Source organism: Allobosea sp. GW823-FHT01F03 (assembly GCF_058798075.1).
The window spans coordinates 1,474,566-1,496,015 of record NZ_CM179505.1 but is presented as its reverse complement, the minus strand read 5'-3'; the positions used below and the strand labels follow the sequence as shown (position 1 = coordinate 1,496,015).

At 63.9% G+C, this 21,450-nt stretch carries 19 protein-coding genes; 6 read left to right on the top strand and 13 right to left on the bottom strand.

The annotated features are described in order from the left end of the window. Positions 1-16 precede the first annotated feature (16 nt). From AC3RCC_RS07005 to AC3RCC_RS06985, 5 genes are all read right to left on the bottom strand, one after another. Entirely contained in the window at positions 17-1,561 is a 1,545-nt protein-coding gene (locus tag AC3RCC_RS07005) for an AMP-binding protein (RefSeq protein ID WP_492257993.1), read from the bottom strand. Next, positions 1,554-2,084, bottom strand: coding sequence for a (2Fe-2S)-binding protein (locus tag AC3RCC_RS07000; protein WP_291638199.1), 531 nt, complete (start codon positions 2,082-2,084; stop codon positions 1,554-1,556). The genes AC3RCC_RS07005 and AC3RCC_RS07000 overlap by 8 nt, the downstream gene beginning before the upstream one ends. After that, entirely contained in the window at positions 2,072-2,899 is an 828-nt protein-coding gene (locus tag AC3RCC_RS06995; RefSeq protein WP_492257992.1) for an FAD binding domain-containing protein, read from the bottom strand. The genes AC3RCC_RS07000 and AC3RCC_RS06995 overlap by 13 nt, the downstream gene beginning before the upstream one ends. Next, on the bottom strand, positions 2,896-5,802 hold the full coding sequence (locus AC3RCC_RS06990; RefSeq protein ID WP_492257991.1) for a xanthine dehydrogenase family protein molybdopterin-binding subunit: 2,907 nt from the start codon (positions 5,800-5,802) through the stop codon (positions 2,896-2,898). The genes AC3RCC_RS06995 and AC3RCC_RS06990 overlap by 4 nt, the downstream gene beginning before the upstream one ends. A gap of 164 nt (positions 5,803-5,966) precedes the next feature. Continuing rightward, complete coding sequence (locus AC3RCC_RS06985) at positions 5,967-6,812, bottom strand: helix-turn-helix domain-containing protein (protein ID WP_291638202.1); 846 nt, start codon at positions 6,810-6,812, stop codon at positions 5,967-5,969. A 154-nt stretch (positions 6,813-6,966) separates the two neighbouring features. Here AC3RCC_RS06985 and AC3RCC_RS06980 point away from each other — a divergent pair, with 154 nt between their 5' ends. Beyond that, a complete protein-coding gene (locus AC3RCC_RS06980; RefSeq protein WP_492258760.1) occupies positions 6,967-7,476 on the top strand; it encodes a DUF3987 domain-containing protein in 510 nt (169 codons plus the stop codon). Between the two features lie 139 nt (positions 7,477-7,615). Here the strand turns inward: AC3RCC_RS06980 and AC3RCC_RS06975 are convergent, their stop codons facing one another. The 4 genes from AC3RCC_RS06975 to istB (AC3RCC_RS06960) all read right to left on the bottom strand — a co-directional run bounded on the left by AC3RCC_RS06975 (position 7,616) and on the right by istB (AC3RCC_RS06960) (position 12,465). Beyond that, positions 7,616-8,719 (bottom strand): Ivy family c-type lysozyme inhibitor, encoded by a 1,104-nt coding sequence (locus tag AC3RCC_RS06975; RefSeq protein WP_492257990.1) that lies wholly within the window; start codon positions 8,717-8,719, stop codon positions 7,616-7,618. Positions 8,720-8,958: 239 nt separating this feature from the next. After that, a complete protein-coding gene (locus AC3RCC_RS06970; RefSeq protein WP_291638204.1) occupies positions 8,959-10,158 on the bottom strand; it encodes a M14 family metallopeptidase in 1,200 nt (399 codons plus the stop codon). A 180-nt stretch (positions 10,159-10,338) separates the two neighbouring features. Next, complete coding sequence (locus AC3RCC_RS06965) at positions 10,339-10,653, bottom strand: hypothetical protein (protein WP_492257989.1); 315 nt, start codon at positions 10,651-10,653, stop codon at positions 10,339-10,341. Between the two features lie 972 nt (positions 10,654-11,625). Beyond that, on the bottom strand, positions 11,626-12,465 hold the full coding sequence (gene istB, locus AC3RCC_RS06960) for an IS21-like element helper ATPase IstB (RefSeq protein ID WP_291649250.1): 840 nt from the start codon (positions 12,463-12,465) through the stop codon (positions 11,626-11,628). Positions 12,466-12,880: 415 nt separating this feature from the next. Between istB (AC3RCC_RS06960) and AC3RCC_RS06955 the strand changes: the two genes are divergently transcribed. Together AC3RCC_RS06955 and AC3RCC_RS06950 are read left to right on the top strand one after the other, a co-directional pair. Next, positions 12,881-13,066: a hypothetical protein gene (locus AC3RCC_RS06955; protein ID WP_291639912.1), complete on the top strand. Its 186-nt coding sequence runs from the start codon at positions 12,881-12,883 to the stop codon at positions 13,064-13,066. Between the two features lie 430 nt (positions 13,067-13,496). Further along, positions 13,497-14,273 (top strand): transglutaminase-like domain-containing protein, encoded by a 777-nt coding sequence (locus AC3RCC_RS06950; protein WP_291649142.1) that lies wholly within the window; start codon positions 13,497-13,499, stop codon positions 14,271-14,273. A 217-nt stretch (positions 14,274-14,490) separates the two neighbouring features. Here AC3RCC_RS06950 and AC3RCC_RS06945 read toward each other — a convergent pair whose 3' ends face one another. Next, positions 14,491-14,679 carry a hypothetical protein gene (locus AC3RCC_RS06945; protein ID WP_291649140.1) on the bottom strand — a complete coding sequence of 63 codons (189 nt, stop codon included), beginning with the start codon at positions 14,677-14,679 and terminating at the stop codon, positions 14,491-14,493. Between the two features lie 370 nt (positions 14,680-15,049). On the opposite strand from AC3RCC_RS06945, the gene istA reads away from it, so the two are divergent. Together istA and istB (AC3RCC_RS06935) are read left to right on the top strand one after the other, a co-directional pair. Beyond that, positions 15,050-16,549, top strand: a complete 1,500-nt coding sequence (gene istA, locus AC3RCC_RS06940) for an IS21 family transposase (protein ID WP_492257988.1) — start codon at positions 15,050-15,052, stop codon at positions 16,547-16,549. After that, a complete protein-coding gene (istB, locus tag AC3RCC_RS06935) occupies positions 16,549-17,277 on the top strand; it encodes an IS21-like element helper ATPase IstB (protein ID WP_492257987.1) in 729 nt (242 codons plus the stop codon). The genes istA and istB (AC3RCC_RS06935) overlap by 1 nt, the downstream gene beginning before the upstream one ends. A gap of 301 nt (positions 17,278-17,578) precedes the next feature. Here istB (AC3RCC_RS06935) and AC3RCC_RS06930 read toward each other — a convergent pair whose 3' ends face one another. The 3 genes from AC3RCC_RS06930 to AC3RCC_RS06920 all read right to left on the bottom strand — a co-directional run bounded on the left by AC3RCC_RS06930 (position 17,579) and on the right by AC3RCC_RS06920 (position 20,875). After that, positions 17,579-17,833: a hypothetical protein gene (locus AC3RCC_RS06930; protein ID WP_291649136.1), complete on the bottom strand. Its 255-nt coding sequence runs from the start codon at positions 17,831-17,833 to the stop codon at positions 17,579-17,581. 163 nt (positions 17,834-17,996) lie between these two features. Next, positions 17,997-20,072, bottom strand: coding sequence for a catalase (locus tag AC3RCC_RS06925; protein WP_291649248.1), 2,076 nt, complete (start codon positions 20,070-20,072; stop codon positions 17,997-17,999). A 407-nt stretch (positions 20,073-20,479) separates the two neighbouring features. Continuing rightward, positions 20,480-20,875 carry a PRC-barrel domain-containing protein gene (locus AC3RCC_RS06920; protein WP_291649135.1) on the bottom strand — a complete coding sequence of 132 codons (396 nt, stop codon included), beginning with the start codon at positions 20,873-20,875 and terminating at the stop codon, positions 20,480-20,482. A 274-nt stretch (positions 20,876-21,149) separates the two neighbouring features. Here AC3RCC_RS06920 and AC3RCC_RS06915 point away from each other — a divergent pair, with 274 nt between their 5' ends. Beyond that, positions 21,150-21,434 (top strand): PepSY domain-containing protein, encoded by a 285-nt coding sequence (locus AC3RCC_RS06915; protein WP_291649133.1) that lies wholly within the window; start codon positions 21,150-21,152, stop codon positions 21,432-21,434. The last annotated feature ends 16 nt before the right edge of the window (positions 21,435-21,450 follow it).

Below are 21,450 nucleotides of genomic sequence, written 5' to 3'. Positions count from 1 at the left end.
GATTGCAGGGGGCGGATTATTCGGCGGCGAGATCTGGCCGTTCGAGCTCGTATTCGCCGGCGACGAGCTGGCGGCGCAGCAGCTTGCCGACAGGCGATTTCGGGATCGCCTTGACGAATTCGTAGCGACGCGGACGCTTGAAATTGGCGAGGCCGGAGACCTTGCAGTGCAGGTCGAGCTCCTCGGCAGTCACGGCTGAGGTGCGGTGCACGAAAGCGACGACGATCTTGCCCCAGCGCTCGTCCGGCAGGCCGACCACGGCCACTTCCGAGACGGCCGGGTGCAGCGACAGGCAGCTTTCGATGTCGACCGGCGAGACGTTCTCGCCGCCAGTAATGATCATGTCGTCGACGCGTCCGGTGACGAAGAGGTCGCCGTCCTCATCGAAATAGCCGGTGTCGCCGGTGAAGTACCAACCGTCGCGCAGCGACTTGGCGTCGGCTTCGGGCCGGCGCCAATAGCCCTCGAAGGCCTCGTCACTGGCGGCGAGCGCGACGACTTCGCCTTCCTCGCCGGCCCGGGCCAGCTCAGCGGCCGAAGTCGCTCCGAGCCGGACCACGCGGATGAGCTGGTTGAGCCCCGCTTTGCCGGCACAGCCCGGCTTCGCCGCCGCGTTCTGGTTGATGGTGAAAGTGTAGATCTCCGACGAGCCGTAATGGTTGACGAAGAGCTCGGGCCTGAAGGCCTCGGTCAGCTTGCCGAGCAGCCCGTCCGTCATAGGCGCGCCGGCGAAGCCGAGCTTGCGCACACAGGACACGTCAGCTGCAGCAAAGCGCGGGTGATGGACGACGTCGTGATAGAGCGTCGGCACGAGGTAGAGGTTGCTGACGCGCTCGGCCTCGATCAGCTCCAGCGCCCGCGCCGCATCGAAGCGCGGCAGGCAGACGAAGGTGCCGCCGATCAGCGACATCGCCAGCAGCGAGCGCACGCCCATCGTGTGATAGAGCGGCATGACGCCGAGCGTGCATTCGCCGCTGCCATAGAGGTTCTGCGCGACATGGGCGAGCGCCGCCATGCGTTCGGCCCGGTGCCGCCGCGGCACGCCCTTCGGCTTGGCCGTGGTGCCGGAAGTGTAGAGCATCAACGACCAGTCTTCGGCGCCAGCGCGGGGCATCGCGGTCGGCGCCTCGCTTGCGATCATCTGCGCGAAGCCGAGGTCGGCGGACCCGGCATCGCTGCCGACCGCGATTCTCAGCAGGCCCTTGGCGAGCGCACTCTCGGCCATGGCAGCAGCGGAGACGGCTTCGAAGGCGATCGCTCTGGCGCCGGCGTTCTCCAGCACGAAGTCGATCTCGTCCGGCTTCGCCCGCCAGTTGATCGGGGTCATGATCAGCCCGGCGAATTGGCAGGCCCAGTGCAGGCTCGCCGCTTCCCAGCGGTTCTGCAGAACCGTGACGAGATGATCGCCCGCCCGGAGCCCGAGGCCGTCGAAGGCGGCGACGAGCGAGGAGATGCGCGCCAGCCATTGCGCATAGCTGAGGCGAACCTCGCCATCGACGATGGCGAGCGCGTCCGGAGTTCGCGCCACGCTGGCGGTGAAGCTGGTCCCGAGGTCAAACATCGAGGGGTTCCGCGGTAATGGTCTGAGACGGACGACGCAGCAGGGCGGCGGCTTCGCGCGCGGCAGCGATGATCGGGGTGTAGCCGGTGCAACGGCAGAGATGCCCACCGACGACCTCGCGCAGTTCCTGCTCGCTCGGCTCCGGCTGCTCGCGCAGGAAGGTTTCGAGCGAGACCAGGATGCCGGCGGTGCAGAATCCGCATTGCAGCGCATGATGACGCCGGAAGGCGGCCTGCAGCACCGAGAGACGATCCTGCGCCGGCGCCAGCCCCTCGACCGTGGTGACCTGCCGACCTTCGAGCTGGACGGCGAGCGTGAGGCAGGCACGCGCCGGTACCCCGTCGATCAGGATGGTGCAGGCGCCGCAGACGCCGTGCTCGCAGCCGACATGGGTGCCAGTCGCGCCGAGGCCGTGGCGCAGCGCGTCGGTCGCGAGCAGGCGTGGCTCGGCTTCGATCGAGACGGGCTTGCCGTTCAGCGTGAAGCCGATGCGGTGGCGGGTAGCGGCGCTCAGGCGAGGCATCGGCTGGCCTCCTCGATCGTGCTGCGGCCGAGCGTACGGACGAGGTCGCGGCGCAGCCGGGCGCTCGCATGCAGGTCCTCGCGCGCGTCGAGCTCCCAGGCGAAGACGTTGAGCGCATCGTCGAGCGCCGCCCCGTCGAGGCGCGGCCAGCTCCGGCGCTCCGGCTTGTCGGCGACGCCGGCGACGGCGAGATGGATCTGCCCGGCCTCGACTATCGCGGCGCAGCCGACGATTGCGAAGTCGCCATGCCGGCGCGCCACCTCGTTGAAGGCATAGCCGGTGCCGGGCCTGGCCGCCGGGAAGGCGACGGCCTCGATCAGCTCGTCATCGGCCTTCTCGGTGACCATCATGCCGGAGAAGAAATCGGCCGCCTTGAGCACCCGGCGCTTGCGGCGCGAGCGCAGGCGGACCTCGCCAGCGAGCGCGACCAGGCAGAGCGGGATCTCGGCGCTGGGATCGGCATGGGCGACCGAACCGCAGACCGTGCCGCGGGCGCGGGTCTGGTAGTGGCCGAGCCAGGGCAAGGCGAAAGCCAGAAGCGGCTGCTCGCTCGCAAGGCCCGGCCGCTTCAGCAGCGCCGCTTGCCGCACGCCTGCCGGCACGACGATCATCTCGCCTTCGCGCCGGACCTGGTCGAGACCGGCGACTCCCATGACGTCGATGAGCAGGGTCGGCTTGGCGAGGCGCATGTTCAGCATCGGCAGCAGCGACTGGCCGCCGGCGATGATGCGTGCGTCGGAGCCATGCTCGGCGAGCGCCGCCAGGGCCTCGTCGAGGCTGCCGGCGCGGAGATAGTCGAAGGGCGCGGGCTTCATGCGCGCCTTCCGAGCAGGCGGGTGAGCAGGCCGGGCCTGCCCGGCGACGCCTTGCGCGCCAGCGCCGCGAAGAACTGGCCGATGATCGCCTTGGCCGCCCCGTCGAGCAGGCGCCCGCCGATCGCCGCGACCTTGCCGCCGACGGCGGCCTCATAGGAGTAACCGATCACCGTGCCGCCCGCGCCATCCGGCGTCAGCGTCACGCGGCCGTGGCCGCCGCCGGTGCCGAGCGCGCCGGAGACCGAGCCGGTCAATGTCGCGGCCCTGGGCTCGTCGAGGTCGGAGAGCTCGATCTCGGCCTTGTAGCGCCCCTTCACCGGGCCGACGCCGAGCGTGACATCGGCCTTGAAATGCGTCTCGGAGAGCTTCTGCACGCCATGGCAACCCGGGATGATCGAGGCGAGCGTGTCGACGTCGAGCAGCATCGCCCAGATCGCCTCGGGCGCGGCAGCGACCCTGGCCTCGCCTTCCCCGCGCAGGCTGCGATCGCCCGGCCTGGCGGCAGGCGCCGCCGCGCGGCTCGTCGCCGGCCGGACCGGTTCCGGCCCGGCGGCTAGCGCCGCGAGCCTGGCCGGGGTCAGTGGCAGGTTGATTTCGGAGACGCCGAGTGCGTCGGCGATCGCATTCGCCAGGCAGACCGGCGTCGACATGCAATTGCCCTCGCCGACCCCCTTGGTGCCGAGCGGCGTGAACGGCGACGGCGTCTCGATGTGCAGGATGTCGATGTCCGGCGTCTCGGTCGCGGTCGGCAGCAGATAGTCGGCGAAGGTGCCGGTCAGGAAGGCGCCGTCCTCGGCATAGGCGAGCTCCTCGTAGAAGGTCGCACCGAGCGCCTGGGCGAAACCGCCGCGGATCTGGCCCTCGACCATGCCGGGATGCAGCACGCGCCCGCAGTCATGCATCGTGACGTAGCGGTCGATCCGCGCCCTCCCACTCGCCGGGTCGACCTCGACGCCGGCCATGTCGAAGATGAAGCCATGGCAGAGCGAGGAATTGATCTCGTCGCCCTCGCTCGGCGCCGCGAGTTGCGGCGGCGTCCAGAAGGCGGTCTCGCGGATGGTCTGGTCGACGCCCTCCGGCAGCAGTGCCGGCGACCAGTGGCAGAGCGCCGCTATCCGCCCGAACGGAACGGTCTTGTCCGGGTTCCCCTTGGCGAAGACCACGCCGCCGGCGAAGCCGATCTGCCTGGCTTCAGCCTTGAGCTGATCCGCGGCGATCAAGGCGAGCTTGTCGCGCAGCCGGGTCGCGGCGAGATGGGCGGCCCCCGCCACCGCAGCGGCGAAGCGGCTGGAATAGTTGCCGGAGGCGATCGACCAGGCGTCCTTGCCGGTGTCGAGGTCGGCGACGACCCTGATCTCGCGGTGCGGCAGGCCGAAGATGTCGGCGACGACCTGAGCCAGCACGGTGCGGTGGCCCTGGCCCTGCGGCGTCGAGGCGACATGGACGCTGACCGAGCCGACCGGGTCGATCGAGATCGTCGCCGTCGCCTGCGCGCCGTTCTTCGGCCCGGCCTTGCGCCGCTCCTCGGCGGTCAGCACGGTGGTGATGTAGCCCATATTGGAGACGCTGGGCTCGACCGCCGCGGCAAAGCCGATGCCGTAGCGCCGGCCGGAGGCGCGCGCCTCGTCGCGGCGGCTTTTCAGATCGGCGAGGCGGCTGGCGACCGCCTGCTCGACCGCGGCCTGGTAGTCGCCGGAATCGTAGAGCGCGCCGGTCGCGGTGCGATAGGGAAAGGCGTCGGCCGGGATCAGGTTCCGGCGGATGACGTCGAGCGGATCGAGCTGCAACTCGACGGCGATGCGCTGCATCAGCCGCTCCAGCGCGAAATAGACCTGGGGGCCGCCAAAGCCGCGCACCAGTCCGGTCGGCGCCTTGTTGGTCAGGACAACGCGGTTGCGCATCGCGACGTGGCGGATGTCGTAGGCGCCGGTCATGTTGCCGTGCATCCGGTAGAGCGTCGCCGGCTCCGGGGCGCGCGGATAGGCGCCGCAATCCTCGAGCTGATCCCAGTCGAGCGCGCTGATGCGTCCCTCGGCGGAGACGGCAGCCTTGAGCGTGGTGACGCGGTTGGTCGCCGCGACCGCCGCGCCGAGATGCTCGAGCCGGTCTTCGATCCATTTCACCGGCCGTCCGGCGATCCGGGCGGCGGCGCCGATGAGGACGGCATAGGGCGCGACGCCCTGCTTGACGCCGAAGCTGCCGCCGGAGTCCGGCGGCATGCGCAGCCGCAGGCGATTGCCGGGGACCTTCAGGGCGCGCGCCAGCACGGTGTGGATGCTGAACGGGCCCTGGAAATTGGCGAGGATGTCGTAGACGTCCTCATGCGGATCGTATTCGGCGATGACCCCGAAGGTCTCCATCGGCGAGCCGGTATTGCGCGGATAGGCGATGCTGACCGAGACGGTATGGGCGGCGGCGGCGAAGGCAGCATCAGGCTCGCCATAACGGAAGCGCCGGTCGCTGACGAGGTTAGCCCCGGCCTTCTCGTGCAGGACGGGCGCACCCTCCTCTATGCTGGCGACGGGATCGACGACGGCCTTCAGCGGCCGGTATGCGACCTCGATAGCATCCAGCGCATCCTCGGCGAGATAGCGGCTCTGCGCGACCGCGATCGCGACGGGTTCGCCGACATAGCGCACGCGCTCGACGGCCATCGGCCAGTTCTCGGCGGCGATCTTCAGCCCGGCGACCATCGGTGTGGTGAGCTTTGCGAGGTCACGTCCCGTGACAATCGCCACCACGCCCGGGAGCGCAGCGGCGACCCCGGTCTCGATCGAGAGGATGTCGGCATGTGCGTGCGGTGAGCGCAGGATAGCGGCGTGCAGCGTGCCCGGCCTGGTGCCGAGGTCGTCGATGAAACGTCCGCGGCCAGTCAGCAGGGCAGCGTCCTCGACGCGCTCCACGGACTGACCGGTCCAAGAAATGGTTTCAGCCTTCACCAGCGTTCAGCTCCCGTGAGGCGCTCTTACGGAGGCGCCTCACGGGAAGAATCGGTCATCGGCCGGCCAGGTTCGATCCCGCCCAGTCTCGCGACTTACCGAAAAGTCTCAAATTCGAAGGAACGGCCTCAGCGGCCGAGACGCGCCACGCTGCGGAACTCGCTCGGCGCCACCGAGCAATGGTCGCGGAAGAAACGGGTGAAATGGGCTGGCGCGCTAAAGCCGAGCCGGTCCCCGATCGCGCTGAAGTTCTCATCGCCGTCGACGACAGCGCCGACCGCAAGCTCGACCTTCAACACATTGAGGAACACATGCGGGGTCACGCCGGTCGAGGCCTCGAACATCCGGAAAAAATGCGCCCGCGACAGACCGGCTTCGCTCGCCAGCCGCTCGATCGAGAGCGATGCCGCCGGATTCGAGCGCATCAGCGAGATCGCCCGGCGCACCCGGAAATCGACCGCGTTCGAGCGCGCGATCTCGCGCAACGAGGCCCCGATCGAGCGCCAGGGCGTGAACCGCTCGATCACGGCAATCATCAGTTCCGAGAGCAGCTCCTCCTGCCGGCGGCTCGCGCCGGGCTCGTGCACCATCTCCGCAGCGAGATCGAGCGCGGTCTGGCGGATATGGGCGCTGACCTCACCGGCCGAATGCTCGAAGAAGCCGGGCGAACCGCTCGCCGCCCAGTTCGGCCGGAAGCTGCGCAGCCAGTCCGGCTCGATGTAAAGCGCCAGGATCAACGCATTTTTTCTGGAGGGATCATGGACATAGGCATGCGTCTCCCAGGCATTGACCAGCACGGCGAGATCATCGGTCAATGGCGCGACATGGTCCCCGACCAGGAATCGCGTGTCGTCGCCGTCGACCTTGAGCAGCACATGGCAATGCGGGTGTGCGTGCCGGACTAGGCTGCGATCCATGTCGAGCAGCGCCACCCGGCCGAAAGCTCCGTGCGCGATGCGCAGGGCATCCGACATACTGTTCCCTCACTGAATACTGTTGGTGGGCCTAGTGGCCATCGAGGATATTGGGCAGCTATCCATCGTCTTTCAAGACGGTTCAAGCCTGCGGCCTTGTCGCGCGGTTTCTCCACTTTGCTCGAAGCCAACCAGGGAGGCCCGCTTTCGCGGCATGCGGTCAATGTCCGCAGTTGTGAAGGGTTTCGGGTGCCGGCCGGTGCGGGCTGGTTTGTACCGGGCTGAAGGCCGGCGTTCGAAAGCCTCCAATGGAGGAAGCCGCTGCCGGGGCCGTGCGCTATGGGGATTTCACTGCGCGGCCTGGTCGGCGGGATCGTGCGAGGCGCGGGACGGCGGCGCGATGCTCCGACCTCGATGCCCGGGAGCCGGCGCTTGGCTGCGTAGGGGACGGATCGCCGCTGCTGCGCTCGCCGTATGCGCTGCTGCAGTCCCTGACGGCGTTCGGTTGCAGGTCAAACAGCATGACCCGGACTGGGCGGAATCTCCGCGCCTCTGGGTTGCTCTCGTCGGCGGCCCGTCGACCAAGAAAAGCCCCCTCATGGCTACGGCGTCCAAGCCGTTGCGAGAGATCGATCACGGCCTAGCGCGGGACTACATGGCCGCAGAGCAGCGCGCCTACCGCGATGAAACGGGAACGGCGGTGTCGGCGGGTTCCTGCTCATGACCACCGTGACGCCGATCGCGACCCATCAGGCCGTTGTCCATAGGTGGCCCGACAGAGTCGGGGATTGCCTTAGAGACGCTGCGTAAGCGGTAAACCGGCTGGAGAGCACGGATGTACTGGCCCCAGCCGGTGTAGGAAATCAAACCCCGCAGTCATTCCTGAAATCCGCCCTGATCGCAGGGCAGGCGTTGATCAGTTGCCGGATGGCCTTCGCCGCCCCAGTCAATGGTATCCGCTTGGTATCGACCAGCTTGTGCAGGTCGCGGTCGCCGCTGATTTTCTTCTCTATGCCGCGCTGCTTCAGCGTAAGAGTATACTTGTTGGTCGCAAACTCAGTGCCAGTCATGATGCCCTCGGGAAAGTGGATCGCCTTCCCGCGCTGCAGCGCCTGAATCACGCCACAGGCATTTTCCTTCTCCTCAAGGAAGCTTCGCGCGTGAACCGTAAACAGCGAAGTGCCTGCGTATGGCGTGCCTTCGACGATGATTATCCCGTGACTGGGCTTTGTGGCGTCCGGCGATAAGCCGCGCGTAATCCGAAACAGGACGGAATCGGCCCGCATCAGGTCGGTGCCCCGAAACCCGCAGGCTAGACCGACGCTCTCGCCGTTTACGTCGACATGTGCGGATAACCCGAACAACGGGTGATTGCCATAGCGCCATACCGCCGGATCGGCAGACGGCTGCTCTCGCGGGGGCCGATCCTGTGCGGCTGCCGGTACGCTCTGCGAGGCGGCGCGCGCCGGAGCGCTCTGCTGCGGTTCGGGCAGTGTATTGAGCAGCACTTCGCTATCGTCTTGCTCCGCGGCGACAACGCCCGTGCTCCTGCTACGCACGTTGGCGAGGCTGCCGTGAAACACGGCCTCCAGGATCGCCTTCTCTTCGGGGCCGGGGTTGCCGAAATATTTGCGGGAGGTCGGGTTGGCCCTGAGGAGCAAGCCCCAGAGGTTCCGATTCTGGCGATCGATAATTACCGCAAGGTTGTTGTCGGCGCAGTCATGTGGCTGGCAGAGCTGCGCGACCGTCCAGCTCTTGCCCGATGCGTCCCGCTTGTCGTCAGGCCCCGAGCCCACACCGTTCAGGTCGCGGATCCAGGAATCCCATTGCTTGAGGTTCGCGCCCTTGATCGCTTGAGACCACTTCGCCCTGATCCACGGCTCTTTCATCAAGTCCGATGGGTGACTTTGAGAAAAGGCGGGCGCGGAAAAAAAAGCCAAAATCAAAGCCGCAGTCAGTCTCAACATAACGCCTCGCAAGCGATGTCAGGTAGACACGCGATGCATCATGCATGCGGCTTCACGAACAGCAAGAACTGCAGGATTCTTTATTTCCAATTGCTCTTGGTCATCTGCCAGTCAAATAATGACGCAGGCTGGCTAGCAGTGGAGATCCATGACTGCCTGACTGCGAGACACCGCGCAAGCGGAGAACCGGCGTCGGCTGCGGATGTAATCGACGCTCGTCAGAGCTGACGTCCAATTGATTATTCGGGATAGGTATCAACGCCGTCCTGCGTCGGGCTATTGAAAAGGATCATAACCAAAGGGTTACCGGGCTCGGCCATCGCATCGGTGCGCAGGCCCATGACTTCGCCAGCTATGGCGCTGGTATACTCCTTGATCACTTCGCCGAAGCTGTTGCGTTGGATGGCAACTTTCTGTCCTGGCTCAATCTTTTCGTTGAGTGTGACCAGATATTCGACGATTCCGCCCTCGCTGGCGACGATTGGGAAGCCACTGTTTCCCACGAAAACAGCCACGTCTTTTCCGGTCCGGCCCATCGGCCCGGCAATAATGCCGTGATGCTTCAGAACGTTCATCGTTCCTTCCACGAACAACGGTATCATCTTGGCGTCGAGCACGCGCGCAGCGCCGATCTCCGGTGTAAAGGCGGGGATACCTACATCGATGAACGCATTATGCAGGACGGTTGGGTAGGCAAGTTTCGGCATATTAAAGATCTGTCCGACGGGATAGAGATCCAACATAGCCTTAACCTCGGGCCTATCGATCTCGCCAATATTGAATGCAGTAACCTCGATCCCAGTGGTTCCGGTATGGAAATCGATCGCGGCGTCGGCGTTCGGACTCAGCAGCCGGTTAAACAGCAATCCGGCATGGCGGCTCGTCGCGGTGAGGCCATGTTCATTGCCGGGCCATTCACGATTCATGTCGATCAGATCAATGCCTCTGCCCTGATTGGGCCACCGGCGTTGCATACCTTCCAATGCAGGGCGGGAAATATCCGTGACCGCCATCACCGTACCCGACATTTGCGCCGGATCGAGTTGGCTCATCACGGTGTGGACCGTATGAATGGAGCTCATTTCATCGCCATGTACGCCACTTGTCATCACAACTCGCTTTCCGGGCTTTGCGCCCTTGGCGACAGTGACTGACACGTACCAATGCTGGCCGGTGGGCGCCTTCACGCCCTGAAAATACAAACAGTGCTTCTTGCCCGGCTCCAGATCGGCAACATCGAGCTTGCTGACGACCTTTTTGCCATCGATCACATCACCAGTATAAACTGTCCCAAATGGCGATCTGGCAGGCGATGAAGCTGTGCTCTGCGCATTGGCCGGCTCAGGTGTGACGCTGGATGCAGCGATGGTACCGGCCGCGGCGATGGAGGCTAATATCAGGTCTCGCCGATCGATGCCATTTGAAGATGTGTCTGGCATAGTCAGATCCCATTGCGAATGCGAAGGGCAACGTTGGTGCAACGATACGCTGTGCTTGCCGATCCTAATCCCCATGCGCCTCCAAAAATACGAATATCTCGCTGGCCGCTGAATCTCGGCCTATGGCGCGGCGCAGGGCGCGTCGCCTGAGGATGTGACCGCCTTCGCCGCAGCCAACGGCTACGACTTCAACGCAACCGAATGGTCCGGGGCGGCAGGGGTCGAAGGGGAGGACTTGGGCTTCTTGGGGCGGGTTCGATCGGACACATACCTGCCCGTTACAATGCTCGGATCGTGGGCCTGCTGCGAGGCTCGCGTCGATAGCTGTGCCTCGACGGTCGGCCAGTGCCAGCGGATGATCTGCCCCCTATTGATCTGGGCGGGAGGAACGAAACCGATGCGCACCCACGTGTCGAAGGTATCTGCGCTGATTTCCATCGGTGCAGCAGCGGTGGTGCGGCTAACGAATACGGGGCGGGTAGAATCGTCGCTCATGACTTTGGCTGCTTTGGCCGCCTGCCGCTGGTTAGGAGGCGCGCGGCCTTCTCAGAAAGCGTCTCGTCACGCAGACGCTGGTTCGCCTCTTTTCGGCGTTGGCCCTCAGCCAGGACCGCATTGCGCTTCCCCTCTGCCATTTTCCGAAGGCTTGCGTACGCCTTTTCTGCTGCGAACGGAGCGGATCGAGATGCCGGCCAAGATTGCCCGTAGGCTGGCAACGCATGGCTTCCCAAAGCGCCCGAACGTCATCGTCGCTGAAGCGAATATCGCGACCAAAGCGGGCACCCGCACCGCTCCTATTTGCTGCGCGTGCCACGGCTTGCTTGGACACACGCAGATACCGGAGCCTACGTCTGACGCTAACCCATGGGATTATGTCGCCTAATGCCTCGTCCGACCCCTCCGCGGCTCAGCAAAGACGTGGGCCGGCACAGCAATGTGCGGTGGTACGTCCGCGTGCCTGGGAAACTGAAGGTTCGGCTCTCCGCGCGATTGACTGAAAGCCAAGCGACCCCACATGAATTGATGTCGGTGACGAGCCACAAGACACTGGAGGAGGTGGAACGCTACGCACGCGCAGCTCGCAAGCCACTGATGGCAGATTCAGCGATGAGGAAGCTTCAGGCTGGATCGATAATTGTCCCACCGGATTCCGAGGTGGGGCAAGAAGAGCAAAAAAAGGCCTTATAAAACAGGCGCATCTGGCCGAAAATGGCGCTCCCTAGGGGATACGCACCTATAACGACAATAAGTAAATAAAATCAAATATTTACAATGCCATCTGATTTCAATTCATACCATCATTCCTACCATAATTCATACCATAAGGTAGCTACTTGTTTTTGGGGCGTTGAACGTTCTCCGATCAAAGGCCACTGTGTCAACGACGGTCGGATTCCAGGCCAGCGTGCGGCGGCTATGGCGAGGGCCCCGATCGGGGCCCTCGCCATATCGCGCTGCCGGGATTGCTCAGGCGATGATCTCGCCGGTTTCGGGATCGGCTTCGTCGGCGGTGGCCTGGTTTTGCTCCGCCGCGGCGGTGGCGCGGCGACGGCCGGCGGATTGCCTGAGGCGGTAGCTGTTGCCGTTCACGGCCAGGATGCTGACGTGGTGGGTCAGCCGGTCGAGAAGCGCACCGGTCAGCCGCTCGGACCCGAGGACCGAGGTCCAGTCCTCGAAGGGCAGGTTCGAGGTGACGATGGTCGAGCCGCGCTCGTAGCGCTGCGAGAAGACCTCGAACAGAAGCTCGGCGCCGGTCGGCGACAGCGGCACATAGCCGAGCTCGTCAACGATCAGCAGCTTGACCGCCTGCAACTCGCGCTGGAGGCTGAGCAGGCGCTTCTCGTCGCGGGCCTCGAGGAGCTGGCTGACCAGCGAAGCCGCCGTGGTGAAGGCGACGGAGAAGCCCTTCTGGCAGGCGGCCAGCCCGAGCGCGATCGCGACATGGGTCTTGCCCGTGCCGCTGTTGCCGAGCGCGATGATGTTCTCCTGGCGCAGGATGTAGCCGCAGCGCGCCAGTTCCAGCACGAGCATCTTGTTGATGCTCGGGATCGCCGTGAAGTCGAAGGTGTCGAAGCTCTTCACCGCCGGGACCCGCGCCGCCCGGATCCGCCGCTCGACCATGCGCCGTTCCCGGTCGATCAGTTCGAGCTCGACCAGCCGCAGCAGGTAGCGGGGATGATCGACGCCGTCCCGGGCGCATTCCCGCGCGACCTTGTCGTATTCGCGCAGGACCGTCGGCAGCTTCAGATGCTTGAGGTGATGGGCCAGCAGCACCTGCGGCGTTCCCGCGGTGGTGCCCGCCGGCATCACCTCCTTCGCCGGGCCCGTCATGCCGCCGCTCCAGGCAGGAGAACGGCATAATCGGCGGCCGAGGTCGTCTTCACTGCCGTCTTCGGCAGGTGCGGATAGGCCGCTAGATCGAGGCGGGCTGGGCGCCGCAAGGGCCGCAAGGACCGCTATGTCATGCTCGCCTCCTGCGGCAGTGGTGGCGGGTGAAGCGGCCCCTCGGCTGGCTCTTCCCCGGCCAGCAGCCGGGCCAGCCGATCGCAACGCGCCAGCTCAGCCGCCTCGGGACGGCCAGAAGCTCGTGACTCCGGCAATGCGGGCACCCAATCTACGTCGCTAGCTGCCGCCCTGGAGCAGTTTATCGATCGGCCGGCGCGGGAACGCAGACGCGCGCCTCGCGTTGCTACCTCTAAGATCGAGCACCCAGGAGGGCGACGTGACCGAAAAGAAGAGTCCCGCGGTGAAAAGCCTCGAGCAGGAACAGAAGGCTCAGCGCAAGGAAGAACGCGAAATGACGGTCGACCAAAAGCTGGAGAAGGCTTTGAAGGACACCTTTCCAGCGAGCGACCCGGTTGCCGAACAGGTTCCCGTCATACCAGGCGGCACAGAGGATAAGCAATGATCAAAGCTTCGTTCTCTAGCCTAGCGGGTGCGTGGATAGCGCACGATGTTGCTCACGGCGAAATCCCTGAGAACATGGCAGTGCCATTGACGTTGCTCGCATCTCGTCTGCCGACACCCGTTCTCGTTGCCGGTACTATAGCTTATGGGGTCTATCGCTTGAATATCGAGGCCCGAGCCCGACGAGCGAAGGACGTCACGCCCAAACGGCGATCGAAGTCGGCCGCGACGCCAACCTCATCGCACGCCCGTAGGAAGAAGCGCTCTACATGACGGGAGCGACCTCCTTTTCGAGAGAGGCAGCGGTCGGAGCCAGTGATTTGCAGCGACGCTGAAATCCGCACGCGCGACAAAATCCTCATCGAGCCAATACCGATTGAACGCTGGTCGGCGGTCACGATTGATCGCGCGACACTATTCGAGGCGACAGAATGCAAGTCCGAACGACTACAACCCTGGTCTACGGCTTTGCCTTTCCAACCCAGGTGATTGGCAAGATCGAGGCAGCCCGGTCCTCGGATCAAACGGTGCTGTCCGAAGCACTCTCGGCGATGCCCTCGACAGAACTGGCATGCGATACCGGTCCCGACGGCGAGCGGGGCTTCCGGGCCTGTCTGTCCGGGGAAGTGACAATCTCCTACGACGCCGTGGTCGACAACGGCACGCGCGCGCTCCTGCCCTCGGCCGCCCGGCAGCACCTCTGGAGCGAACTTCCAGCCGACGTTCTGCCCTATCTGCTTCCAAGCCGCTTTTGCCCCAGCGACCAGTTCCAGCGCTTCGCATTGCGCGAGTTTGGTCAGGCGGAGGACGGGGTCGCTCGGGTCATGTCGATCATGGAATGGATAAATCGAAACGTAGATTATGTGTCCGGCGTCAGCACCGCCGAGACCGACGCCGCGCACACATTCACGGTTCGCGCCGGCGTTTGCAGAGATTTCACCCACCTAGGCATTACGCTTTGCCGGGCGCTGTCCATTCCATCACGAGCGGTCAGTGCCTACGCAGTCGACCTGCAACCGCCTGACTTTCACGCGGTCATGGAGGTCTTTCTGGATAATCGATGGTGGCTCGTCGATCCGACCAGGCTCGCTCCGATCGAGGGGCTGGTCCGTATCGTGCACGGGCGAGATGCCGCAGACCTTGCATTCCTGACGACCGACAAGCCCTGCCAACTGATACGCCAGGTCATCTTGGCTAAAGCGATCTGAAGACACAGTTCTGCGGTGGTCTCCGACAATCCGGGCAAGCGGAAACGCGGAGCTAGCGGGTCGTAGTCCTGGCCGGCTCATCGATCTTCGGGAAATGGCGGCCGATCGCGGAGAAGAAAGCAAGCTCCCGGCTGCCTTGCTCGCTCAGCCAATTCCGTTCCTTGCTTCAAAGCCGGCCTGACCCCTCAAGCAATTGATGCCCAACCGATGGCCCACCTTATTCACCTGGCCCGGCGGCCGGCTTGTCTTCCGATTTCACATCGGGCTTGTCCGCTTCGCCAGTATCCTTGTCGGCGTGCGGATCGATCGAAACCTTGTTCAAGGAGTCCTTGTCAGGGGCACCCTGGATCGACTTTGCCCGCTCTTGCTCTTCGGGCGAGAGCTTGTTGCCGTGACCGTCACGCATGGGTTCCTCCATCGCCCCCCACGGAGCAACCGCCCAACCCGCAGCAGGTTCCTTTCAGGTCACTGCGCGCGCGATCCCAGATGGTGCTCCGCTTGCGGCTGAGCTTGCAGCGGGCCAGTGCCGTCCTCGGCACGGTTAGACTACTGCCTTGGCACTTTTTTGGCCTGCTCCTGCGCTGCGCGCGCGAGCATGACTTCCAATTGGACAAGCACCGTCGGCGAGAGGACAAGCCAAAGATCTGCGTCGGCTTCCGTTGTGTTTCGGCGTGCAAGTTTGACCCCGTGAGGCGGGGGATCGGCGTCCAACTTTGACCCCCTTGAGCCGGTTTCGGTGAGACTGCCCGTCCTGGTTTCGGATGGGCGGGCGGGGGATGAAGGGCGTGGATACGATTGCGCGGATCCGGCGCGAGTTTTCGATCCGCGGGAAGACGATCAAGGAGATCGCCCGCGAGCTGCACGTCTCTCGGAACACGGTGCGGAAGGTGCTGCGCTCGGGCGCGACGTCGTTCGAGTATGAGCGGAAGGTTCAGCCGCAACCAAAGATCGGGCCCTGGCGCCAGGAGCTGGATCGGCTGCTGATGGCGAACGACGGCAAGCCGGCCCGCGAGCGCCTGACGCTGATCCGTCTTTTCGAAGAGCTGCGGGATCTCGGCTTCGAGGGCGGCTACGATGCCGTTCGTCGCTATGCGAGAGGCTGGCGCCGCGAGCAATCCGCCGTCACGGCCGACGCCTATGTGCCTTTGAGCTTTGCGCCCGGCGAGGCCTACCAGTTCGACTGGAGCCACGAGATCGTCGTCATCAACGGCGTGACGACCCAGGTAAAGGTCGCGCACGTCCGGCTTTGTCACTCGCGCATGCTGTTCGTGCGGGCCTATCCGCGCGAGAGCCAGGAGATGGTCTTCGACGCCCATGACCGGGCCTTCGCCTTCTTCAAAGGCGCCTGCACGCGCGGCATCTACGACAATATGAAGACCGCGGTGGAGACGATCTTCGTCGGCAAGGAGCGGGCCTATAACCGTCGCTTCCAGCAGATGTGCAGCCATTATCTGGTCGATCCCGTCGCCTGTACGCCGGCCTCGGGCTGGGAGAAGGGACAGGTCGAGAACCAGGTCGGGCTCGTGCGGGAGCGTTTCTTCGCCCCGCGCCTGCGGGTCAAGAACTACGACGAGTTGAACGCCTGGCTGATGGATCAGGTGCTCCGCTACGCCAAGGCTCACCGCCATCCGGAGCAACGTGACCGCACGATCTGGGAGATGTTCGAAGCCGAGCGGTCGAGCCTCGTGCCTTACGCCGGGCGGTTCGATGGCTTCCATGCGCTGCCGGCCTCGGTGTCGAAGACCTGCCTCGTGCGCTTCGACAACAACAAGTACTCGGTCATCGCGAGTGCGGTCGGGCGCCCCGTCGAGATCCGCGCCTATGCCGATCGGATCGAACTGCGCCAGGACGGGCGCCTCGTCGGCGAGCATCCCCGCTGCTACGGCCGCGACCAGACCATCTACGATCCCTGGCACTATGTCCCGGTGCTGGCTCGCAAACCGGGCGCTCTGCGCAATGGCGCGCCCTTCAAGGATTGGGTTCTGCCCGGCGCGATCGACCGGGTCCGGCGCAAGCTCGCTGCCGTTCAAGACGGCGATCGGCAGATGGTCGAGATCCTCACGGCGGTGCTCAGCGACGGGCTGCCTGCCGTCGAAGCCGCCTGCGCGGACGCTCTGCGGCAAGGCGTCCATTCCGCCGACGTGATCATCAACATCCTGGCCCGGCGCCGCGAGCCCGCGGCAGCGATCACGATCATGACGCCCGATGCCTTGCGGCTGCGCCATGAGCCCGCCGCCGATTGTGCCCGCTACGACAGCCTCAGGAGAGCCGTGTGATGGAACGCTCGGAGATTCTCGCCACCATGGGCGAGCTCAAGCTCTATGGCATGAAGGCCGCCTTCGACGAGATCATCGCCTCGGCGGTAAAGCGCCAGCACGAGCCCCAGCGCGTCGTCGCCGATCTGCTCGCCGCCGAGATCGCCGAGAAGCAGGCTCGTTCGATCAAGTATCAGATCACTATCGCCAAGCTGCCGCTCGCCAAGGACATCGCCGACTTCGCCTTTGACGACACGCCGATCAACGAAGCACTCGTCCACGATCTCGCTGGCGGCAACTTCCTGGCCCATCAGCGCAATGTCGTCCTCGTCGGCGGCACCGGGACCGGCAAGACCCATCTCGCCATCGCGATCGCCCGGGCCTGCATCCGCGCCGGCGCTCGCGGCCGCTTCTTCAACGTCGTCGATCTCGTCAACAAGCTCGAGGCCGAAGCCCGCGCCGGCCGCCAGGGCCGCATGGCCGATTATCTCGCCCGCATGGACTTCATCGTCCTCGACGAACTCGGCTATCTGCCCTTCGCACAGTCCGGAGGACAACTGCTCTTCCACCTGGTCAGCAGGCTCTACGAGCAGAGCTCCGTCATCGTCACCACGAACCTCGCCTTCGGCGAATGGCCGTCCGTCTTCGGCGACGCCAAGATGACCACCGCGCTCCTCGACCGGCTCACTCATCACTGCGACATCGTCGAGACGGGCAACGAGAGCTGGCGCTTCAAGAACAGGCTCTGAGTTCCCCGCACACCACCGATCCGGAGCCGGCGCGGCTGCGCAATCCAGACCAGCTCCGCCGCGCCGCCTCCTCGCCGCGAAGCATACTCAAGGGGTCAACATTGGACGCCGATCGGGGGGCAACTTTGCGGGCCGTTTGACACTTCCGTCTCTAGCTTGATCATCGCGCCTTCCCCCATATCCGTAGTGACGACGACCTCCGAGACATTCACGACCGGGATCTCAATAATGGGCTTTCCAGTTATAGACGGCATCCAAAGCTACTCCCCGACGGCCAGCCGGTAATTGTCGATTAAAGACCCTACGCGGGAGAGCGGAGCAGCCTGGCAGCTGAGATCAGCTTTTCCAGCTCTGGGCCGTTTAAGGCGATGTCGCCAGTTTCAGAGTGGACGCGCACATCCGGAAGGGGCTCGCCTTCAGTCGCATCGGCGAGAAACAGCAGGCATTCATTCAGGGTGCTGAAATTTCTCGCCGGGGTCGATGACATCCAGAACTGTGCGGTGGATGGCGCTTGGCCGAACCGTCGAAGCGTTTCGAAAGCCGCATCTGTGGTCATGGTGCAAACTCCGACTTCACGGCGACATAACCGGCTGCCAGAGCGCTGGTTCCTGTTCGGCTGCGGCGGCGAAGCGCAGCAGGGACAAAAACCAAGCGCCTCGAGGAGGAAGCTTAGAGGCGATGGCCGAGAGCAAGCTCATCGCAGTCGCCGGCTCACTGCTTCAGGCGAGTGAGCGAACTTGGGCTTCTCGGTCCCATTGCCGCGTGCGAGCAGCTTCCACAAAGGCAGCTGGGTCATCACTCAACGCAACGATACCTGCATCGACGAATACACCAGCCTTTTGCAGCAGCGGCCTTGCTTGGGGGCTAAAGCCCATCGCTTTGAGATGACCGAAGGCGTCCTTGGTGAAGTCGACCGCGGCGGCATCATCAAGCAGGCCGATACAGCCTTCTTCGGACAGGACGAGCGCGACTGCGTCGAAAATCACCGAAGGGCTCCCGGCCAGTTGACCATCTGCCTTCAGCTTCCCGCCCTTCTTCAACGAAACGCCGCCTATCCTGGGCGCGACGATCTTAGTCTTGCCACCCTCCGTTTCGACTGCTGTCTTGAGAGCATTGATCATCTCGCCATCGGCGCCATCGGTAACCAGGATGCCGATGGTTCGGCCCTCCAGGGTCTGCGGATACTTTCCGATGATACGAAGGGCCGGCGACGCCTCCATGTCCTGCGGGGCGAGAGCGGGTTGAGAAGCCGTCGGCAGCGGCATGCCCAAAGCGTCGGCAACTCGCTTGGCCAGGGTTTCGTCGACATTCCGCAAATTGGAAAGCATGCACACTCGGACGTGCTCCAGAGCGACCTTCGACAACTCGAAAGCCAGAGCGCTGGCGATGTGGGCCTGTTCAATCTCCGTCTGTGAGCGGAAAAATAGCCGAGCTTGTGAATAGTGGTCGGCGAAGCTCTCGGCGCGGAGCCGAACCTTCGCTCCATCGAGATCCTTGGCAAACGTTCGAAAGCCACCGCGTGGGTCTTCACGAGGCCCGCCCTCCTCGCCCGCTTCATTCAGGCTGTTAGGCTCGTAGTTGGCGCGGCCGGCGAAGACCTGCGTCTGCATCTGGCCATCGCGCTGGAGGTTCTGGAAAGGGCACCCCTTCGCCCGATTGATCGGGATCTGGTGGAAATTCACCGTACCCAAACGCGATAGCTGCGTGTCCTGATAGGAAAACAACCTCCCCTGCAGCAAGGGGTCCTCCGAAACGTCGATGCCGGGCGGCATATTGGTCGGAAGAAATGCGGCTTGCTCGGTTTCGGCGAAGAAGTTTTCGGGGTTCCGATTGAGAACCATTCGGCCCACCATCCGGACTGGCACGAGCTCTTCCGGGATCAGCTTCGTTGCGTCCAGGATGTCGAAGGGCAATGCATCAGCATCCTTCTGACTTAGGAGCTGGACCCCGAATTCCCATTCAGGGAAGTCGCCCGCAGCGATCGCTTCATATAGATCGCGACGATGATAGTCGGGGTCGGCACCTGCAATCTTGACTGCCTCATCCCAGCAGGTCGATTGCGTCCCAAGCTTGGGACGCCAATGGAACTTGACGAACGTAGCTTCGTCACGGTCGTTCAGCAGGCGGAAGGTGTTGACCCCGAAACCCTCCATCATGCGGTAGGATCGGGGGATCGCGCGGTCCGACATCGCCCACATGATCATGTGCGTTGCTTCAGGCATGAGGCTGACGAAATCCCAGAAAGTGTCATGGGCGCTCGCGGCCTGCGGATAGCCCCGATCGGCTTCCATTTTGACCGCGTGAATTAGGTCAGGGAATTTGATCGCGTCCTGGATGAAGAACACCGGGATGTTGTTGCCAACGAGGTCCCAGTTGCCTTCCTTCGTATAGAATTTGACCGCGAAACCCCGAACGTCTCGTGGGGTGTCGACCGATCCGGCGCCACCCGCCACGGTCGAAAAGCGGGTGAAAACCTCGGTCTTCGCTCCGACTTCGGTCAGGATCCTGGCGCGAGTGAATTCCTCAAGCGAATCCGTGAGCTCGAAAAACCCATGGGCCGCCGAACCCCGTGCGTGCACGATCCTCTCGGGGATGCGCTCGTGATCGAAGTGCTGGATTTTTTCGCGCAGCACAAAGTCTTCAAGGAGGCTAGGACCTCGTGAGCCGGCCCGGAGCGAGTTCTGGTTGTCGCTGACCGGTACGCCATGGTTCGTCGTGATCCGCTGTTCTCGCCCCGTTGCGGTCTGATGTGTTTCACCGGCATTTCCCGGTTTGGATTGCTTGGTCCCCTTCATCAGCCAATCTCCCTGAATTGCCCGGCTCGGCGGCGCCAGAAGCGGCACCGCGCTCATTGGCCAATTCAACGCTGCGCGACGCCTGCCGTTCCCGGGGCGTCTAATCGACGCTCCGCCTTCGTTCAGCGCTCCCAGTGAAACAGGCCAGTTCCTCCCCGACGCCCGTCCCTTGGCCCGAATACCGCCGACCTAGGGCTTTTGCTGCGACGGTCTCACGACGCCCTCTGGGCGATCGCTGCCGAACGGGCTCTCTTCTGTCTAATGTGATCCGTGACGGCCACCCTGGGTGGCACACCTTCCCGGTATTAATCCGACGCGATCGACTGCGGGCTTTGGCCCGTGGCGAGCCGAAGAGAGAGCCCCGCCAACCGGAGTCAGCGGGGCCATGATGAGCAACTAGCAGAGCGCTATCTGGCGAAGCGGCCTTCGTATTTGAACTGGGGCGCAGCCTTCAGCTGATCCTTCGTTGCGTTGATCCGGGCATTCCACTTTTTGTCGGCTTCATTCCACGTAATGGCGATGGAGTTCGGGCTGACCGCGACATAGTGGGTTCCCATTCCGAGGAAACCGCCGACGGAAAGAATGTACGACGCGAGCGTGTTGCCGACGACAACGAGATCCTCGATCTCGCCTACGGTTTCGTCGCCGGCATTCTTCACGTTCAGGCCCTTGAGACTGCTCCCAAGCGCTGAAGCCTGATTAACCTCCGTGAACATGGGCGGCTGAGCCAATGTCGGCGCCGACTGCGCAAAAGCGGCGCTCGTCAGCAGCGACAGGCCAAGGGTTGCAACGGTCATGCGCATGGGAAACCTCGAGAGTTCGATTTGCACCCAGGAGCCCTGGGCGGCCACCGTGATCTGGCAGTGATCCAATCCTGCCTGGTCGCAATTGTTCCGTGGCATTCCAGACATCGGGATTTGGCAAGGCCCTTGAAGACGCGATCGCGTCAAAGCCTCCGGAAAGCGTTTCCTCCGCGTCGTCCGACGGCGTCTAAACCACCTCCGAACTGGAACTAATTTTGGCTGCCCCCGTTCTCTGCGGCATCGGCCTTCAGGCCTGCGTTCTCGGGAGGAACACATGAAAAAGCTCGTCATCACCGCGATAGTCGCGTCGTTCACGTCGCTAGGGGCGTTTGCACAGACGTCGACGACGTCGCCTGCTCCGGCGGATGCGAATGCTCCGCTTCCGGGAGCGAACAGCTTCACCGAAGGCCAGGCCAAGAGCCGCCTTGAGGCCAACGGCTATACCGCCATCGGCGAGCTCAAGAAGGATGACAATGGCGTCTGGAAGGGCACTGCCACGCATGGCGGTCAGCCGGTCACCGTAAGCGTGGACTATCGCGGCAACATTACCCGTCACTGACCAAGGTCGCTGAAAG

Bases quoted from the DNA above. Each gene is read 5' to 3' on its own strand.
- AC3RCC_RS07005 (WP_492257993.1), bottom strand. From the start codon at position 1,561: ATGTTTGACCTCGGGACCAGCTTCACCGCCAGCGTGGCGCGAACTCCG.
- AC3RCC_RS07000 (WP_291638199.1), bottom strand. From the start codon at position 2,084: ATGCCTCGCCTGAGCGCCGCTACCCGCCACCGCATCGGCTTCACGCTG.
- AC3RCC_RS06995 (WP_492257992.1), bottom strand. From the start codon at position 2,899: ATGAAGCCCGCGCCCTTCGACTATCTCCGCGCCGGCAGCCTCGACGAG.
- AC3RCC_RS06985 (WP_291638202.1), bottom strand. From the start codon at position 6,812: ATGTCGGATGCCCTGCGCATCGCGCACGGAGCTTTCGGCCGGGTGGCG.
- AC3RCC_RS06980 (WP_492258760.1), top strand. From the start codon at position 6,967: ATGCGGTCAATGTCCGCAGTTGTGAAGGGTTTCGGGTGCCGGCCGGTG.
- AC3RCC_RS06975 (WP_492257990.1), bottom strand. From the start codon at position 8,719: ATGTTGAGACTGACTGCGGCTTTGATTTTGGCTTTTTTTTCCGCGCCC.
- AC3RCC_RS06970 (WP_291638204.1), bottom strand. From the start codon at position 10,158: ATGCCAGACACATCTTCAAATGGCATCGATCGGCGAGACCTGATATTA.
- AC3RCC_RS06965 (WP_492257989.1), bottom strand. From the start codon at position 10,653: ATGAGCGACGATTCTACCCGCCCCGTATTCGTTAGCCGCACCACCGCT.
- istB (WP_291649250.1), bottom strand. From the start codon at position 12,465: ATGCCGGCGGGCACCACCGCGGGAACGCCGCAGGTGCTGCTGGCCCAT.
- AC3RCC_RS06950 (WP_291649142.1), top strand. From the start codon at position 13,497: ATGCAAGTCCGAACGACTACAACCCTGGTCTACGGCTTTGCCTTTCCA.
- AC3RCC_RS06945 (WP_291649140.1), bottom strand. From the start codon at position 14,679: ATGCGTGACGGTCACGGCAACAAGCTCTCGCCCGAAGAGCAAGAGCGG.
- istA (WP_492257988.1), top strand. From the start codon at position 15,050: ATGAAGGGCGTGGATACGATTGCGCGGATCCGGCGCGAGTTTTCGATC.
- istB (WP_492257987.1), top strand. From the start codon at position 16,549: ATGGAACGCTCGGAGATTCTCGCCACCATGGGCGAGCTCAAGCTCTAT.
- AC3RCC_RS06930 (WP_291649136.1), bottom strand. From the start codon at position 17,833: ATGACCACAGATGCGGCTTTCGAAACGCTTCGACGGTTCGGCCAAGCG.
- AC3RCC_RS06925 (WP_291649248.1), bottom strand. From the start codon at position 20,072: ATGAAGGGGACCAAGCAATCCAAACCGGGAAATGCCGGTGAAACACAT.
- AC3RCC_RS06920 (WP_291649135.1), bottom strand. From the start codon at position 20,875: ATGCGCATGACCGTTGCAACCCTTGGCCTGTCGCTGCTGACGAGCGCC.
- AC3RCC_RS06915 (WP_291649133.1), top strand. From the start codon at position 21,150: ATGAAAAAGCTCGTCATCACCGCGATAGTCGCGTCGTTCACGTCGCTA.